Origin of the sequence: Streptomyces sp. NPDC059008, from assembly GCF_042749045.1 — a bacterium.
Taxonomy (GTDB): Bacteria; Actinomycetota; Actinomycetes; order Streptomycetales; family Streptomycetaceae; genus Streptomyces.
In genome coordinates this window covers 1-15778 of the sequence record NZ_JBHYJC010000071.1, presented here as the reverse complement: position 1 = coordinate 15778, position 15778 = coordinate 1, and the positions used below count along the sequence as shown (strand labels likewise).

The 15778-nt window shown below is 68.0% G+C and carries 12 protein-coding genes and 1 pseudogene; 6 read left to right on the top strand and 7 right to left on the bottom strand.

Features of this window, described 5'->3' with window-relative positions:
• Positions 1-489: 489 nt before the first annotated feature.
• From ACFWZH_RS37445 to ACFWZH_RS37435, 3 genes and pseudogenes are all read left to right on the top strand, one after another.
• On the top strand, positions 490-1113 hold the full coding sequence (locus tag ACFWZH_RS37445; RefSeq protein ID WP_384442274.1) for a hypothetical protein: 624 nt from the start codon (positions 490-492) through the stop codon (positions 1111-1113).
• Between the two features lie 60 nt (positions 1114-1173).
• Positions 1174-1494: a hypothetical protein gene (locus ACFWZH_RS37440; RefSeq protein WP_384442271.1), complete on the top strand. Its 321-nt coding sequence runs from the start codon at positions 1174-1176 to the stop codon at positions 1492-1494.
• Positions 1495-1612: 118 nt separating this feature from the next.
• Positions 1613-2252 (top strand): annotated as a pseudogene (locus ACFWZH_RS37435) (GntR family transcriptional regulator); the annotation flags it as partial.
• A 317-nt stretch (positions 2253-2569) separates the two neighbouring features.
• On the opposite strand, the gene ACFWZH_RS37430 reads toward ACFWZH_RS37435, so the two are convergent.
• The 7 genes from ACFWZH_RS37430 to ACFWZH_RS37400 all read right to left on the bottom strand — a co-directional run bounded on the left by ACFWZH_RS37430 (position 2570) and on the right by ACFWZH_RS37400 (position 10240).
• Positions 2570-3925, bottom strand: coding sequence for a S8 family serine peptidase (locus ACFWZH_RS37430; RefSeq protein WP_384442268.1), 1356 nt, complete (start codon positions 3923-3925; stop codon positions 2570-2572).
• A 97-nt stretch (positions 3926-4022) separates the two neighbouring features.
• Positions 4023-5660: a WXG100 family type VII secretion target gene (locus ACFWZH_RS37425; RefSeq protein WP_384442265.1), complete on the bottom strand. Its 1638-nt coding sequence runs from the start codon at positions 5658-5660 to the stop codon at positions 4023-4025.
• A 61-nt stretch (positions 5661-5721) separates the two neighbouring features.
• On the bottom strand, positions 5722-6033 hold the full coding sequence (locus ACFWZH_RS37420; protein WP_384442262.1) for a hypothetical protein: 312 nt from the start codon (positions 6031-6033) through the stop codon (positions 5722-5724).
• A 3-nt stretch (positions 6034-6036) separates the two neighbouring features.
• Positions 6037-7236: a type VII secretion-associated serine protease mycosin gene (gene mycP / locus ACFWZH_RS37415; protein WP_384442259.1), complete on the bottom strand. Its 1200-nt coding sequence runs from the start codon at positions 7234-7236 to the stop codon at positions 6037-6039.
• A 282-nt stretch (positions 7237-7518) separates the two neighbouring features.
• Positions 7519-7812 (bottom strand): WXG100 family type VII secretion target, encoded by a 294-nt coding sequence (locus ACFWZH_RS37410; protein WP_384442256.1) that lies wholly within the window; start codon positions 7810-7812, stop codon positions 7519-7521.
• Between the two features lie 122 nt (positions 7813-7934).
• The gene (locus tag ACFWZH_RS37405) at positions 7935-8258 is read right to left on the bottom strand and encodes a WXG100 family type VII secretion target (protein WP_384442253.1); all 324 of its coding nucleotides are present in this window, start codon (positions 8256-8258) and stop codon (positions 7935-7937) included.
• Positions 8259-8587: 329 nt separating this feature from the next.
• The gene (locus tag ACFWZH_RS37400) at positions 8588-10240 is read right to left on the bottom strand and encodes a type VII secretion protein EccB (protein ID WP_384442250.1); all 1653 of its coding nucleotides are present in this window, start codon (positions 10238-10240) and stop codon (positions 8588-8590) included.
• 346 nt (positions 10241-10586) lie between these two features.
• Here ACFWZH_RS37400 and eccE point away from each other — a divergent pair, with 346 nt between their 5' ends.
• From eccE to ACFWZH_RS37385, 3 genes are all read left to right on the top strand, one after another.
• Entirely contained in the window at positions 10587-11813 is a 1227-nt protein-coding gene (gene eccE, locus ACFWZH_RS37395; RefSeq protein ID WP_384442248.1) for a type VII secretion protein EccE, read from the top strand.
• Complete coding sequence (locus tag ACFWZH_RS37390; protein WP_384442245.1) at positions 11813-12652, top strand: hypothetical protein; 840 nt, start codon at positions 11813-11815, stop codon at positions 12650-12652. The genes eccE and ACFWZH_RS37390 overlap by 1 nt, the downstream gene beginning before the upstream one ends.
• A 333-nt stretch (positions 12653-12985) precedes the next feature.
• On the top strand, positions 12986-15733 hold the full coding sequence (locus ACFWZH_RS37385; RefSeq protein WP_384442242.1) for an SCO5717 family growth-regulating ATPase: 2748 nt from the start codon (positions 12986-12988) through the stop codon (positions 15731-15733).
• The last annotated feature ends 45 nt before the right edge of the window (positions 15734-15778 follow it).

The window sequence follows — 15778 nt, the reverse complement described above, 5'->3', positions numbered from 1 at the left end:
ACAATCCTACTCGCCGCCAGCTCATGTTGTTTATACGACACCGGCCCGCTGGTTCTGCGCCTCACCGCGGCCCACCCGTTCCGCCCCGGGGTTCCGTTGGTTCACCCCAAACACCCACGCAACCCGAGGGCATCACCGTGTACACCGCCCCGTCCGCCCGCGGGCCCTCCCCTGCCAGTCGGCACCTTCCCCCGGCATTGTGCCCGGCACCGGCGGACGTTGGGGATGACTCATAGTGCGCTTGAAGAATCGCTTTCCTCGATGGAAACGCATGATCGACTAACGCAGGTTCAACGGGGGAAGTGTCTTACGTAGGCGTTGTACTGCCGGGCTGGGCGGATGAACTGCTCGACTTGATCGGCGTCTCATGGCCGAATGTGGACGAGGGCGACTACCGCGAAATGGCCAACGCCATGCGGGAGTTCGCCGACGACATCGACGAGGGAGCCAACGAGGCCCACACCGAAAGGGCTCGCCGACTGCGGCCGTATGGCGGCCACCGTCATGGACGGCGTCGCGTTCCTCATCGAGGGCGCCAAGATCGGTGCGCTTGTGCAACTTGGCATCCTCGCCGCCGAAGTCATCGCGGCGCAGGCCGCAGCCCCGTTCACCCTCGGGCTCTCCGAGGTCGGCGCGCTGGCCGCGACCCAGGCGACCCGCGTGATCGTCAAACGCCTCTTCCAGGAGGTCTGCCAGCAGGTCGCCGAACAAGTCATCAACATCGCCCTCACCCCGGTCGAGGAGGCCCTCGGGGCGATGGTCGGCGTCCTCGTCGTCCAGCTCGGCGCCAACGCCCTCGGCGCGCAGGACGGCGTGGACCTGGGCCAGACCGCCAAGGCCAGCAAGGACGGCTCCAACCAGGGCGTCCAGGAGGCCATGGATTCCGCCAAGTCAGCTGCCGAGAACCCTATGGAACTCCTCTGCGCCGGCGGCCGTCGCGGAGGGGGCGGCCTCGGCGGATCCGGAGGCGGCAGTAGTTCCGGCGGCGGTGGCCGCGGGGCCGGTGGCGGTAGCGGGTTCAGCTTCGACGCCGACGAACACGACCGCGTCGTCACCAGCCTGGAAAGCGCAGGCGGCACCTTCCGCAACAAGGCCGGCGGCAAGATCGGCTAGGCCAGGAGCCACCACGGCCGCACCCGCGGCAAAGATCCCATCGCGGACGCCGCCAACGCCATGCTCGACAAGGTCATCGAAGGCATCGAGGACGGCGTCAAAAAGACCGCCAAACACCTCGACGACAACATGACCCGTGGTGTGAAGCAGATGGCCAAAAACCACCACGACAACGACAAGCAACTCGCCGACCGCTTCAAAGGGCTCGGCAGGGACGGCAAGAAGGACCCGAAGGCTCCGAATCCCGGCCGGGGCGGCGGGGCGGAGGTAGCACGGGCAGAAGGCAGGGAGGGCCCAATGGTGGCTCAGGGAGAGATCCATGGTGGCATGGCCACAGCTCAGATGAGATGCGCCATCACCGCCGCCCTCCTGTTGATGTAGCGCGGTTGGATCGGGAAGCTCAGCTCAAGATTCTTAGCGATGAATCCCGGAATGTCGGGGATGATGCGCGAAAGGCTGACCCAAATAACTCTACTCCAGGAAGGGACTATCGGAAGGACTCGCACGAGAGTGCGGTGTTGGCGATGCCGTCATTCGCCGCGCGCAGGAACTGCTGATCTCGCAGGGCATCTTGGAAGGTCGGGCCGGATCAGGGGACTTAGGTAGCCGAGCCGCGCGAGCGAGTATCCATGGTCCGCTCGCCATACCGCGAGCAGACGGAAGGTGCGCCGTTTCGTGCAGACATGGCCGCTCTCGGAATGCGGGGCGCATGGGAGAGCAAGAGCGAAGCAATGCTTCCGGCTCCAGCGGACATCGCAACACGCCTTCAAATCGCCGAAGGCGACTACTGCGTGCGCACCTCCTACGAATACCTGGCCGAGGGCAAGCCGGTTCATCTGTCGATCAGTTGGGAGCCTTGCAGCATCACGGCCGGCACGCTTGTAGTGCTGCCCGAAGGCGGTCCCCACGCTGGGATCGGCGTGGTCGGTCGCATGGCCGAGATCGGCATCACAGTCAATCGCGCCGTGGAGCGGCCTGAGCCGGGGACGGCGAACGCCGAAGAAGCGCATCTCCTCGGCGTTCAGCGGGGTGCGCTGGTCACCCGCATTGAGCGGACGTACTACAGCGACGACGGCCGACCGGTCGAGACGGCGGACATCGTCGTACCCGCCGCCTTCTGCGAGATCGTCTACGAAGTGTCAGCCTCAGCGGTAACAACATGTACCTGCACCAGCGTCAGCTGTTGGTTGTGCGAGAGCGTCAGCACCCGACACCAGAGGTGAGCCCAGTGGCGGCCGACGTGCCACGAGCCTTCGAGCAACCGCCACCTGCTCTTCGCGTCGGCGATCTCCACGCCCAGCGCGGCCATGGATGCGTGGCCGTACGGTAGAAAACTGACCGCGCCGCTGTGGCGACAACGGCGATCAAATCGGGGCCCACAGCTCGTATGCTGTGGGCCCCGAATCGTATGTCTGCACCAGCGACAGTGCCGGAAGGTGCCTGTCTGCCTGCCTTGTTACTGGCCCGGCGGCTGCATGGGCGGCGCCGGCGGGTAACCCGGAGCGCCGGGCTGCTGCTGATACGGCCCCGGCTGCTGGTAGGCACCCTGCTGCTGGTACGGGCCACCCGGCTGCGGCGGAAGCCCGGCACCGCCACCAGGTCCACCGAATCCACCGGGCGGCGGGCCGTTACGGTCGTTCTTCTTCTGCCGGACCACCACGAGGACAATGATTCCGACAACTACGAGAACGCCCACCGCAATTCCCACGATGGCACCCACGCCAAGGCCACTTTCCTTCTGGCCACTCGCCGGCTCGTTCCCACCGCCAGAAGATCCTGCGACCGTCGCTCCGCCAGTCCCCGCGGAAGGCTCCGTCTTGGGAGTCTTCAGCGGACCATTCTTGGAACCGGCGGGAATGTCCTTGGTCAGCGCGCTGTACGGCTTGATGAAGCCGTAACCGTAGCGCGGGTCCGGGAGCTTCATTCCCTCCTTGCCGGGCGGAAGACCAGCCGTCTTCACGAGACGGTTAGCGATCTGACCGGCGGTGAGGTCGGGGTACTTGGCACGGAGAAGCGCGGCGGCACCGGAGACGTAGGCTGTGGCGTCGGAGGTGCCATTTGCCAAACGATACGGCTTGGACGCCGCAGCAGACCTGATGAAGGTCCCGGGCGCCGTGAGCATCGTCTCCGGACCATAATTGGAGCGCTCCCATACCTGACCAGCCTTGTCGACTGCACCAACAGCGACTACTCCTGGATAGGAAGGCAATTGACCGAGGCGACCCGCTCCATCGTTGCCAGTGCCGACAACGAGGAAGATATCTTTCTTGATCGCCTTCGAAAGCGCCGTCTTTTCCTTCTCAGTCAGGACAGGGTGACTGAGGGACATATTAATGACAGACGCACCGTTATCAACAGCATAGTTGATCGCGTCTGCCAGTGACTCCGCGTTCGGGTCCGGGATATCGTCCTCTCCCGGAATGGCGACCGGCAAGATCTTGGCGTCCGGTGCCAGGCCCTTCACACCCTGCGAGTTGCCAGCACCATGTCCATGGCCTGCAATGATGGAGGCCATCGAAGTGCCGTGGTCATTTACACGTTCATGGTCGGCCGTCCCGCCATTACCAATATCTTTCCCCGGCAGCACATTACCCTTCAAATCAGGGTGACTGCCGTTAACAGCATCGTCAATAACTGCGACTGTGATGCCTTTACCTGTCGATACCTTCCACACGCTTTCGGCGTCAAACGCCTTGAGCGGCCATTGATCATCTCTGATCTGGTCCGCAGAGGCAGCCGGAGCGGAGCCGAAGAGCAGTGCTCCCGCCACCACCGCGCTGCCCACCGCACGCAGCGTCCGCGTGAAGCTCATGCTGTTACACCTCTCCCTAGCAAGGTGGGGCCCGCAGCCCGAGGACTGCGGGCCCCACTTCGATTCCGCCGTGTGTCGGATCGCGACCGACAGGGTCCTACTCGATGACCTTGGGCGCCACATTACGCTCCGGCGTCCAGGTCTCCTCATCCTCTACCAAGTAGTCAGGACGCTGACCGTTCTCGTTGGCCTTGTCTTTGCCCTTGGCACCGTGGGCACCGGGTCCACCCATCATCCCAGCCGGCCGGCGGCCGCCTGCGGCGCCCTGCTGCGAGCCGCCGCGGCTGCGGTGCAGACCCGAGCCTCCTTGCGTACCGCCGCCGGCCTTGCCTGCCTTGCCGCCGATGATGCCGCCCTTCTGACGAGCGAGTGCGCCACCCTTACCAGCGCCCGCGCCCTTGGCACCACCCTTGGCTCCGGCTCCAGCGGCACCAGCCATGCCCGGCATGCCAGCACGAGCGCCGCGGGCGCCCGCTCCAGCACCGGCGCCACCGCCTCGTACGCCGCCAGCGCCACCGCCACGTGCACCGCCGGCGCCACCGACCATGCCTGGCATACCAGGCGTGCCGATGCCCGAACCCGAGCCACCGTGGGGACCGCCGGCGCCTGCGCCCAAGCCGCCGGTGCCTACGCCACCGCCGCCACCTCCACCGATGCCTGAGGTACCAAGACCGGTGCCCCCTGAGAGGCCGTCAAGCCCAGTACCCACGTGAGGTGCGGGGGTCTTGGGGATGCTGCCGATCCCACCGTCAATACCGTTCGGGCGCGGCGCTTCCATCGCCGGAGGAGTCTGGTACCCGCCTCCCGTGACACCCGGCATCTTCGGCATCGAAGTGCCGCCCTTCGGGCCGGACGGAGGCGGGCCGTACGGGGCAATCGGGGGGATCGCGCCGCCGCCACCGTCGTAGCTGGGGACGTCATCGTCGATACGGCCATCACGCCCACCCCCCAGCGGCGGCTTTCCAATAGCCGTCACACCCGACCGATAAGTCGTCGCCAACTGCTCCATGTAATGAGCAGCCTCAAGCTCGCGCTCCCTGTCGATCGACAGGTTTCCGCGATTCTTGTTCATGGCGTCGTAGATGGAGTTCTTCGGGTTGGCCAGGTCGCTGTTCAGCCCCGAGTCGTCTCGACCGTCGCCGGCGCCCATCAGCTTGGCCGCACCGCCGACGATCACGCTCCCGCCCGGGAGCATCGAGCCGATGGCGCCGGCCTTGCCCGTGTCGGAGTTTGCGAGGTCCCTGAGCCGGTCGGCCTTGCGCTCCAGCCAGCTCGGCTCCTCGACGGCCTCGACGGCCTTCTTGACCTCCTTGAGCCGGTCACTGATCTGCTCAAGGACGTAGCCGGTGTTGTGCGGGTACGCCGCAAGCTTCGCGAAGTTGTTGCTGATCTTCTGGGCCGAGGTCGCGAACTGGTCGGCGGACTGGCCGTGCCAGGACTGCAGGACCTTCGTCACCGCGTCGTCGAACTTCTTCTTGATGCCGCTGTTCCAGTCGTCACCGACGAGAGAAACGCGGACCTTCTTCCAGCCCTCGGCGACATTGCCGACCTCGCCCGGGTCGGCGCCCTCGACCAGCGCCTTGACCTGGTTCAGCCTCAGGTTGGTGAACTGAGGACGGCTCTGGCCGACTTCATAGCTTTCTTCCGAAGCCGCACCCGAGCCCTTGGGCGCAGGGTCGGGCTTCTTCGGAACGTGGACCTCTGCGGGCTTGAACTCACTATCTTTCGCTGACATCTACTGTCCCCCACTCCGTCATCGAACACGCTTTATCTGTCACTACGTCAGCCCGCTGACGTCACTTCATGCCGACGGTGTTGTCCGCCTCGGCGTCCTGGTAGGCGCCCCTGACCTTGGACGACTTCTTCCCGAACCGGTCGACCAGGCCCTCGACCATGTCGATCAGCCGCTCGATGTCGGTCTTCATCAGGTCGTGAGCCTGGTACAGCTGCCCTTCCTCCTTGAACCCCTTCCCCAGGGACCCCTTCGGCAGGTAGGTGCTGTTCTTCGCCGTGCTCTTCGAGTCGCCCATCTCCTTCAGGACATGGTTGAGCTCCTTGATGACCTGGTCCAAGGCGTCCAGATCAACGCCGTACTGCCCCTGAGCCATGGCTTATGCCTCCCCGTGTGTTCTCAAACCAGTCTTTCGACGCCAGTCGCGGATGGCGATGGCGGTGCCAACCACCGTGCCGACGGCGAGAAGTCCGCCGCCGACAATGTAGATGGAAATGCGGGCACGCCGGTCCTCGGCGCTTTCGCCGATGGTGACCGCGGCCGGGTGGATGTTGGAGCCGTCAGCCACTCCGGAGGGCTTGTCCGGCTTCGGCGGGCCGGTGGGCTCGCTGTTGTCGTTGAGGGCGGCCACCGGGTCGACCACGCCCCAGCCGATGAAGTCGTTCCGGTCCCGGTTCACGCGCTCCGCGGTCTGCTCCAGGTGCCAGATCAGCTGCTGCGGGGTCCAGTCCTTGTGCTTCGCCTTCAGCAGGGCCGCGGCTCCCGTGACGTAGGGCGCGGCGAAGCTGGTGCCCTGGTCGACGCAGTTGCCGCCGTCGGGGACCGTGGAGACCATGTCGACGCCCGGTGCGGCGATCTGGACGAACTTCCCGGACTGGGAGAACGGCGCGCGCTCGTTGTTGCGGTCCGAGGCGGCCACCGCGAGGACGTTGGAGTAGTCGTCCGAGTAGGCCGCGGGGTACATGCTCTTTTCACCGCCGTCGGCGCCGCCGTTGCCGGCGGAGGCGACGATGAGGACCTTGTTCTTCTCGGCGTAGCTGACCGCTTGCTCGAGGGTGGGCAGCAGGGCTCGGTTGGCGCCGGTTCCCTGGGAGATGTTGATGATGCTGACTTTTTCGTCGACGGCCTTACGGATGGCCTTGGCGAGGCTGTCGGCAGTGCCGGCCTTCTCCTCCGAGGTCTGCTGGTACGGAACGACCTTGGCTTCGGGCGCGATTCCGTAGAAACCGGAGCCCGCTATGGGGCGGGCCGCGATGATGCCGGCCACCTTGGTTCCGTGGCCGACCTTGTCGTCGGTCGGCTTGCCCTTGACCAGAGTCATGCCGCCGCTGCCGATCGCGTCTTCGAGCTGTTTGTTGCCCGCATCGATACCCGTGTCGATGACGCCGACGCGGATGCCCTCGCCCTTACCGGAAGCCCACATCTGATTGGTCAGCAGGCGCTGCAGCGACCAGGGGGTCTCTTTGATGTTGTCGGCGCCGAACTTGCATTCACCGCTGTTGAGCGGCACGTTCTCGTCCGCGACCGCCGGCGCGGCGGTGACGCTCGTCAGTCCGACAAAGCACGCCGCCGTAACCATTGCGCCCGCCGCTCGGCGACGGTGCCCGGTTCGATGACCAATGGCGCGAGATCCCACGGGTTGTCTGCTCTCCATGTGTGGCGGAATAGGCGGGGCGAGGGGTGGGGAAAGAAAGAGTGAGGAAACGGCGGAGATTGAGGCGGATAGGAGGAAGTTCGATGGGCGTGGTGTGGACGGCAGAAGGGCGAGCGCACTGGTGCAGCGCGCTCGCCCTCATTGACCACTGTGCGAGCCGTCCGGGCTGCTCAGCCGATCGCCATCCGTACCTGCGCTAACGCGAGGTCAGGCTCCCCAGATGCCCGAGTTCTTGTGCTCGGTGGCCTGGTAGTTCTGAGCGGCCTGGTCCAGCGCCTTGGCGATGGCCTCGAGCGTCGAGTGCAGGGAGGCAGCGCGCTGGTCCCACTCGCGCTGGCGGGCCTGGTAGCCCTCCTGCGCCGCACCTTCCCAGCTGGCGGCGATCTTCTTGACGCCCGCCTCGAGGTCGTCCAGCTGCTGGCGGATGTTGTTGGCCGTACCGCGCACGTCGGAGCTGGCCTGCGAGATCGTCGCGAAATTAACGAGGATCTGGCCTGACATGGTGTCTCCTCAGGAGTTGATGATGCTGGTCGATTCACATGCCGCAGCGGGCCGGCGGCGAGTGCCGGCTGGCCCGTGCTGCGGCGACTGAGCCGTGCGCCGCGGTCAGCGACGCGGCCCCATCATCCGAACGGGGAAGCCGAGGCGGAGATGTGCGTGATCGACTGCGCCTGCTCCTCTTCGGAGGCGGAGTAGTTCTTCGTGGTCTCGTCGATCGCTTCCTTGATCTCACCCAGGAGCTGGTTGAGACGGTTGGCGTCCTCGTTCACCTGCGACTGGAGCTGGTTGTACGAGGAGGCCGCAGCACCCTTCCACCCAGACGTGATGGTGTCGACGACCGTGTTCAGGCGCGAGATCTCGCCCTGGATCGACTGGTTGACCGAGGAGATCTTGCCGCTGAACGCGACCATCTCCTCCTCGGTGGTTGTGTACTGCTGACCAGCCATAGTCAACGTCCCCCATGAGACTCGTACGTTTTCCGCGCCACACCGGCTAGCCGGCTTGCGTGGTCGGCATCTCCTGCTGACGCCTTCGACCACTTTAACCACTCGGCGCCCCTGTCCCCAACAGGGGGGCGGGGTCTTGTGACGGGATCACAACATTGTCAACTCCCCGCCCAGGAAACGCCGTTCGGTGAATTCGGGCAGATAGGGCGCTATCGGTCAGATCTGGAAAGTCGCCGGCAAAGAGAAGATCGCCGCGAGATCGTCGGTCGTCGCACGGCGAGAAGCCGCGCCGAAAGCCGTGATACGGATTTCGGCGCGGCCTCGGCGAATCACGAGGACTGCGGCTTTTTGGCGCTGTTGACGTCCAGCGACGGGCCCGCGGAGAGCAGCTCGGACCAGGTCTTCTGGATCAGCGGCGGGTGCGCTCCCTTGTAGCCGAGGTGCAGCTGCGACTTGCCCTGCTCCTGGTCCGCCTTGCCGGCCTTGCTGCCGCCGTCGTTGTTCTCCGGGATGGAGTAGCGAAGGCCGGTGTCGGTGACCAGGAAGAGGCTTCCGGACGTGGCGGAGGGGGTGGACACCTGCCGGTACAGCAGGCCGCTGCCGGGGGTGACGTACGAGCCGGCGCCCGGGGCGATCTTGGCCGGGTAGTCCTTGCCGACCCAGGTCTGCATGTTCGGCACGCCGTTGGGGTGCCCGAGCAGCTTGTTCGCTTCGCCCGGGAGCTTGGTGTTGGTGCCCTTGTAGACGCTGCAGGAGACACCGGTGCCCGTGGGCGAGCCCAGGCCGCCGGACGAGCCGTTCTTGAAGTCGTTCGCGGCGGAGACGACCTCGGTCGGCCACGGCATGTCGATGTCGGTGCCCGGGATCTTGCCCAGGTAGGACTGGGCGCGGCCCCCGTCGTCCGCCTTCGGCGTGATGCTCGAGGTGGAGACGTTCTCGGCCTTCAGCGCCCCGCCGCCGGCGTTCATGTCCTTCGCGTTCTGGCCCTCGAGCAGGAGCTTCGCGACGAAGTTCGACACCTTGTAGACGCCGTCGGCCTGGACGACGTACTTCTGCTGCCCCTCGTTGGTCTGCAGCACCGTGCCGATCTTCTGGAATTTGTCCGGCACGCCCATGGCGACGGTCCGCTGACCGGCATTCGCGATGCGGGGCATGGCGATCGGAACGGGGCTCTTGATGAGCGTCGCCATGAACTCCGTGGTGACCTTCTGCGGTTCGGCGTTCTCCCCGAAGATGATGCGCTGGAGGTCGAGGTTGGTCTTCTCCGGGCTCTGCGCCGTCCCGATCTTTCCGCCCAGCGTGGCGTCGAACTCGAAGGCCATGCCGTACTGGTCGACCAGCCACCGCTTGCCCTTGGGGTCCTCGACGTAGAGCGCCCCGTGCAGGTCGAGCTTGCCCTTCTTGGGGTCGTCGACGAGTTCCTTGTCCTTGCCGCCCAGGACGAACACCGCCTGCTGGGGCTTGCTGTTCTGACCGCTGCCCGGACGGTCGCACACCGCCCAGTACTTCGGCTTGTCGACTTCCTTGGCGGAGGGGAGCCGGTCGGGCGCATACGGAATACCGACGGCCGGGCCGTGTGCGAGCTTCCCGTCCAGCTCGGATTCCTTGACCTTGACCACGTTGAACTTATCGGGGTTGAGGAGAAGCTTCGCCGATGCGAGGTTCAGGACGGGGTGCAGCAGTTTGTGGCTCTGGCCGTTGGCGTCCGTATTGGGCAGAACCACATAGCGCGTGGTGGAGTCGCTCCCCACGAGCAGATTCGCCCCGACTTCGTCCCACCCCTGCGGAGCAACCGGCTTGATGATGCCGCAGGCACCGAATCCGACCAGAATCAGGACGCCCACCACGATGCTCGGCACCACGGCCTTGAGTGGTCTGGGAGCGCTTTCGATCGAACCGTTCGGCAGCGGCTTCAGAAATGCCGCATTCGTGCGCTTTCGAGCGAACGAATACGCATTCAGCTCGTCCCGACGTGATGCCATTGTTGCTTTCTCTCCCCGCCTGTTGGATCCACATCGAACCGCCCCCGGCACTCACGCCGTAGCGCCCTCTACTATGCCGTGTGTCGATCGACCCGTACGGTACGGGTGCCACCTTCCAACGCACCAGTCTCAGCGGCGACCGATACGCCTAGAGGCCCAGATCACCAGTAGAGGAGCAGGCCGGGGGATGTCCAGCGCCACCAGGGCTCGACGCCGCAATGGGCGGCAACAGCAGCAACAGCCTTCCGCTGCACCGCAAAATGCGGGAAATGCTGGCCGAAACGGCACAGCTCGGGGCAATAGAGGAAATGGCGGCCGGGGTTCCTCAGCCCGCCCGGCCGGTCCGGTGGCACCGCGACTGCGCCAACAGGCCGGAACGATCGGCGGAGTCCGCGTTCAGCAGCTGGCCATCATCGAACTCGCCGCCGCACTGGTGCTGGTCGGCTGGACGATCCACCCCGCCGCGCTGACCGCGGCCGTCGTGGTGGCGGCCCTGCTGGTCGTCTTCGCGCTCGGCCGGCGCCGCAAGATCCCGCTGCCGGAGTGGATCACCACCGTGCGCGCCATGAAGCGCCGCGGCAAGGACAGCGCCGCCAACCTCGCCGCCACGCAGGGCGTCGACCCGGCGCTCGCACCCGTCGTGGAGTGCGAGCCGGCGCTGCGGACCTACGAGTACACGACGGAGGCGGACCAGCGCGCCATCGGATTCGTCGGGGACGGCACGTTCCTGACGGCCCTGGTGCAGGTGGACGCCCGCGACGAACCGCTGCGGCCGCAGCGCGGCAGCCACATGCTGCCCCTGGAGGTGCTGCACACCGCCCTCGACATCGAGGACATCCACCTCGAGTCGGTGCAGTTCGTGCAGTACACCCAGCCCGCGCCGGCGCCGCACCTGCCCGAACAGGCCGTCGCGGCCCGGTCGTACGCGCCGCTGCAGGCCCAGTCCCAGACCCCGGCCATCCAGCTGACCTGGATCGCGCTCAAGCTCGACCCGGAGCTGTGCTCGGAGGCCATCGAGGCCCGTGGCGGCGGTGTGGAGGGCGCCAAGCGCTCGCTGCTGCGCGCCGCCGACCAGCTCGTCAGCCGGCTGACCGCGCACGGCGTACGGGCCAGGGTGCTCGACGAACGCGAGGTCGTGGCCGCGATCGGCACCGCGGTGTGCGTCAGCCCGCGGGCCGCCAACGGCGCGATGGGGCGGGACGGCCGGGCGGCCCGGCGCACCCAGGAGACGACCCGGGCGCTGCGCTGCGACGACCGCTGGCACTCCACGTACTGGATCGGCCGGTGGCCCCAACTGGGCCAGGGCGGCGCGCCGCTGGCGGCCGTCACCCAGCTGCTGACCAGCACCAGGGCGATGGCCAGCACCTTCGCGCTGACCGCCACCCACGGCGGTGGCCGTGCCCCGGCCATCTCGGGCTACGTCCGTCTTTCCACCCGCAGTGAGAACGAACTCTCCGCCGCACAGACCGAGTTGGAGCGCCGTTCCAGTTCCGTGAAGGTCGGGCTCGTACGTCTCGACCGCGAACAGCTGCCCGGCCTGCTGGCCACGCTCCCGCTCGGAGGTACCCGCTGATGGCCTCTCCCACGTATCAGCCCCGCGCCAGCAGCGACGGCTGGCGCAACCCCCCGCTGGCCGGTGCCGGCGGGGCCCGCCGGCTCAACCACCAGCCGCGCCCGGAAGAGGACGAGACGGGCCCGACCGGTCCGAAGCTCCGGCCCGGCTACGGCCTGCGCGGCCCGCGGCGCAGCCCGCACGTCCTGACGCCCGAGTCGCTCGGCGCGCTGACGCTGCCGGTCGGCGACGACGGCGTGATCATCGGCATCGACCCGCAGAACCAGCCCGCCGTGCTGAGCCTGCTGCGCCCCGCGCCGATGGAGATCGCGCTGGTCGGCAGCATGTGGATGGCGCAGATCCTGGCGCTGCGCACGGTCGCCGTCGGCGCCCGGGTCGCGGTCGAGACGGCGCGGCCGCCGGCCTGGGGCCAGATGGCGCAGAGCGCGGGCGGCGGGCAGCAGTGCGTGTCGGTCCACGAAGTGCGCCAGATCGCGCCGCAGGGACCGTCGGTTTCCAGCCCCGTGCTGGTCGTACGCGACATGGGTGCGCGTCCGCCGCGCAATCAGCTCGCCCCGAGCCCCTGGCAGTCGGTGCTGACCGTGCTGCCGTTCCTCGGACCGCGGTCGCCGCAGATGCTCGGCCGCGCCGATCTGGTCGGTCTGCAGCGGCTTTCGCCCGAGGAGGCGGAGGTTGTGACGCGAATCATGCGACTGCCGGAGCAGGTCGGCGCGGTGCTGCCGACGCTCAGCGACAACGCCATGCTGTGGTGCTCGCGTGACGGCAGCCATCAGTTCGTCATGACCCAGCCGACGGAGGCCGAGACCAACCTGCTCGGCGGGCCGCGACGCATGGACTGACCGGCTGCGCGGGCCGGTTGACCGCGGGCGCCGGGCGCCTCGCACACGCAACCGGCCGCGGCACACTCCCACGGGCGCATCCTCGGATGCGCCCGTGCGTGTGTGCCGATGGGGCTTGAAGACGACATGACATCGACTGCCGTTATGGGCCGACTGTTGATTAGGCTGTATAGGACAGCCGCGGAGCACGGCACGACGGCAGTCGACACGGGGATGGAGACAGTTAGTGTTGGCGCAACCCCGGGTGGTGTGTTCCGACTTCCGCTACACCCGAACGATCCGCCTGTATCCGGTCCTGCCGTTCAGGTGCGTTGCAGTACACCAGGAGGCACAGTGAACGAGCAGGAGGCTTTCCGTCCGGACGGAAACGATCCTGACGACGACCAGTCCGAGTTCGACCTGACCGGCGAGTTCAAGATCGATTTTGCCGCTCCGGCCTGGTACGCGAGCAACGACACCAGTGGCGGCGCGAGCGCCACGGCCTCTCCCTCGGCTCCTCCTGCGCCTTCACCCACCACTACGCCCGCCACGGCGCAGCCTCCCGGGCCGCCCACGGGCCAGCCGCTGGCGGGGCCCGCACAGGGCGCGCCGGTGCCCGGAGTCGCACAGCAGGGCACGCCGGCGCCCGTGGACGCCGCGCCGCCCGGGTTCCCGACGCTGCGCCCGCAGGACGACGCCGGCACCACGCCGGCCGCCGCTCCGCAGGCTCCCGCGGACGCCGCGCCGGCCACGAACGACGCGGCCGGTTCCGGCAATCAGCGCTCCGGCGCCTTCGACCCCTCGGCCTCGCTCTGGGACGACGACGAGGACGACGACGAGCCGAACGCCGCGACCTCGGCCGAGCCGGAGGCCGCGCCGTCCGAAGAGGCACCGCAGCCGGAGGCCGCACCGGTCGACGCCCCCGCCCAGGGCGCGGCGCCGGCCGCTGAGGCCGCTGCCGCACCCCAGCCGGGCCCGGAGGCCGCGGCGCAGCCGGTGCAGGCCGCCCAGGGCCAGCAGCAGCCGCAGGGCGCGCCGCAGCAGGGTGTGCCGCAGCAGGGCATCCCTCAGCAGGGTGCACCGCAGCAGACCGCCCCTCAGGGCGTTCCCCAGCAGGGCGTGCCCCAACAGGCGACGCCTGCGCAGGGCGTGCCGCAGCAGGGTGCTCCGTGGGGCGCCGCGGCGGACGGTCAGCAGCAGGGTGTGCCGGGGCAGGGCGGGCTGCCGCCGCTGCCGCCGGAGTTCCAGCCCGCGGACCCGCGGACGGCTCAGGCGCAGCAGCAGGCCGGTCAGCACCCCCAGGCCGCCCAGCAGCCCCAGCAGGGCCACCCGCAGGCACCCGTCCAGCAGCAGGCCCAGCAGGCCCAGCCGCAGGCCGGTTACCCGCAGGGCCAGCCCCAGCAGCAGGCCGGCTACCCGCAGCAGGGTCAGCAGCCGCAGCAGCAGGGCGCGTACGGCTATCCGCAGCCCGCGTACGGGTACCCCCAGCAGGGCCAGCAGCAGGCACAGCACCCGCAGCAGGCGCAGCAGCACCCCAACGCCCCCGCGCAGCAGGGCGCGTACGGCTACCCGCAGACCGGTGCCGCGCAGGGCTACCCGCAGCACGGTCAGCAGGCGCACCCCGGATACGACCAGCAGCAGGCGGCGCAGGCGCAACAAGCGGCCGCGCAGCAGGCAGCTCAGGCACAGCAGGCGCAACAAGCCCAGCAGGCCCAGCAGGCAGCTGCGGCACAGCAAGCCCAGCAGGCTCAACAAGCCCAGCAGGCCCAGCAGTACCAGCCGCTCCCCGGCCAGCAGGCCGGCGACCCGAACGCCGCGGCGAACTACGCCTCGTACTCGCAGCCGGGTCAGCAGCAGCCGCAGCAGCGTGCCGCCCCGGGTGCCCCGCTCGGTTACAGCGCCGCCGTCGAGCTGACCTCCGACCGCCTGCTGCGCAACCAGCCGAAGAAGCGCAAGCCCGGCGCCAACGCCCAGCCGTCCAAGTTCAAGCTGGGTGCGAAGAAGGAGGAGGCCGAGCGGCAGCGCAAGCTGGAGCTGATCCGTACACCGGTGATGTCGTGCTACCGGATCGCGGTGATCAGCCTCAAGGGCGGTGTCGGCAAGACCACCACGACCACGGCTCTCGGCTCCACGCTCGCCTCCGAGCGGCAGGACAAGATCCTGGCGATCGACGCCAACCCCGACGCCGGCACGCTCGGCCGACGGGTGCGCCGAGAGACCGGTGCGACCATCCGTGACCTGGTGCAGTCGATCCCGCATCTGCACAGCTACATGGACATCCGCCGGTTCACCTCGCAGGCCCCCTCGGGCCTGGAGATCCTCGCCAACGACGTCGACCCGGCCGTCTCGACGACCTTCAACGACGACGACTACCGGCGGGCGATCGACGTCCTCGGCAAGCAGTACCCGATCATCCTGACCGACTCGGGTACGGGTCTGCTCTACAGCGCGATGCGCGGGGTCCTCGACCTCGCCGACCAGCTGATCATCATCTCCACCCCGTCCGTGGACGGCGCCAGCAGCGCCAGCACCACCCTGGACTGGCTGTCCGCGCACGGCTACGCCGACCTGGTGCAGCGCGGCATCACGGTCATCTCCGGTGTCCGTGAGACCGGCAAGATGATCAAGATCGACGACATCGTGTCGCACTTCGAGACCCGCTGCCGCGGTGTGGTCGTCGTCCCCTTCGACGAGCACCTGGCCGCCGGTGCCGAGGTCGACCTCGACATGATGCGGCCCAAGACCCGCGAGGCGTACTTCAACCTCTCCGCCCTGGTGGCCGAGGACTTCGCGCGGGCGCAGCAGGCGCACGGCATGTACCCCCAGCAGCAGATGGGTGGCGACCCGTACGCGCAGCAGCAGTACGCCGCCCAGCAGGGGCAGCAGCACCCGCAGCAGGGCCAGGGCCAGCCCCAGCAGGGGCAGCAGCATCCGCAGCAGGGGCAGCCGCCGGCCGGCTACCCGCCGCAGCAGGGTGGTTGGACCCAGCAGCCCGCCCAGCCGCCGGCCCACTGGCAGCAGCAACAGCCCGCCCCCGACGCTCCCGCACCGGAGCAGCCGGGCCTGGGCCAGGGCTGGCAGCAGCAGCCGCCTCCGCAGTGAGGCGCGCCTAGCGCGATACGGGGCGGGCCCGGCACCGAACAAGGT

Coding starts and splice junctions, on each gene's coding strand:
- ACFWZH_RS37445 (WP_384442274.1), top strand. CDS start 490: ATGGCGGCCACCGTCATGGACGGCGTCGCGTTCCTCATCGAGGGCGCC.
- ACFWZH_RS37440 (WP_384442271.1), top strand. CDS start 1,174: ATGCTCGACAAGGTCATCGAAGGCATCGAGGACGGCGTCAAAAAGACC.
- ACFWZH_RS37430 (WP_384442268.1), bottom strand. CDS start 3,925: ATGAGCTTCACGCGGACGCTGCGTGCGGTGGGCAGCGCGGTGGTGGCG.
- ACFWZH_RS37425 (WP_384442265.1), bottom strand. CDS start 5,660: ATGTCAGCGAAAGATAGTGAGTTCAAGCCCGCAGAGGTCCACGTTCCG.
- ACFWZH_RS37420 (WP_384442262.1), bottom strand. CDS start 6,033: ATGGCTCAGGGGCAGTACGGCGTTGATCTGGACGCCTTGGACCAGGTC.
- mycP (WP_384442259.1), bottom strand. CDS start 7,236: ATGGTTACGGCGGCGTGCTTTGTCGGACTGACGAGCGTCACCGCCGCG.
- ACFWZH_RS37410 (WP_384442256.1), bottom strand. CDS start 7,812: ATGTCAGGCCAGATCCTCGTTAATTTCGCGACGATCTCGCAGGCCAGC.
- ACFWZH_RS37405 (WP_384442253.1), bottom strand. CDS start 8,258: ATGGCTGGTCAGCAGTACACAACCACCGAGGAGGAGATGGTCGCGTTC.
- ACFWZH_RS37400 (WP_384442250.1), bottom strand. CDS start 10,240: ATGGCATCACGTCGGGACGAGCTGAATGCGTATTCGTTCGCTCGAAAG.
- ACFWZH_RS37390 (WP_384442245.1), top strand. CDS start 11,813: ATGGCCTCTCCCACGTATCAGCCCCGCGCCAGCAGCGACGGCTGGCGC.